The 563-nt window shown below is 41.6% G+C and carries 1 protein-coding gene; it reads right to left on the bottom strand.

What is annotated here, in order from left to right:
• Positions 1-197: 197 nt before the first annotated feature.
• Positions 198-485: a transposase gene (locus tag BO225_RS11840; protein ID WP_076341627.1), complete on the bottom strand. Its 288-nt coding sequence runs from the start codon at positions 483-485 to the stop codon at positions 198-200.
• Positions 486-563: the final 78 nt, after the last annotated feature.

Below are 563 nucleotides of genomic sequence, written 5' to 3'. Positions count from 1 at the left end.
CTGGTGCGAATCGTTGTAGATCTTGACGATTGCTTTTTTTGTTTTTTCCCGCCGGACTTTTGTCTTGGATGGTTTTGATCTTAAATACTTGTAGTAGCCGGAAGTGCTCTTATCCAATTTTGCCAGTATACCCGCTACCGATGCTTTGGGATGTTTCTCTTTGTATTCCCGAACCGATCGATAGAGGATACGAGCTGTTATTTGCCGAGTATACTGATCGCTTTTTTTAATACATTGAGCGCGTCCTGGGTATCTCTGAGCTGTTTTTTAAGATGGGCGATCTCTTTGGCTTCATCGCTGCTGTAGTTGCCAGACCCTCGAACAATGACTTGATCGTCATGCTCTTTATAGCTTTTTACCCATCCTCCAATTGTTGTGTCATGGACTCCGAATTGTTTGGCGATCTGCGTGTAGGGAAGATCAGGATGATCGAGTACGTATTGAATCACCTGTTCTTTAAATTCTCTGTCATAATGTTTTGCCATTTTTCATTCCTCCTCATTCTGGAATTCAAATTGTTCTTCTTATGACATTCTACCACTTGAATTTTCAGAGGTTTAAGG

It is taken from the genome of Dubosiella newyorkensis (assembly GCF_001945605.1).
GTDB classification, from domain to species: Bacteria; Bacillota_I; Bacilli_A; order Erysipelotrichales; family Erysipelotrichaceae; genus Dubosiella; species Dubosiella newyorkensis.
Note: the sequence above shows the minus strand (reverse complement) of the source record. Positions and strands in the feature narration are given on the sequence as shown.

What these genes read in the sequence shown, in the direction of transcription:
- BO225_RS11840 (WP_076341627.1), bottom strand. Translation starts at nt 485, where the DNA reads ATGGCAAAACATTATGACAGAGAATTTAAAGAACAGGTGATTCAATAC.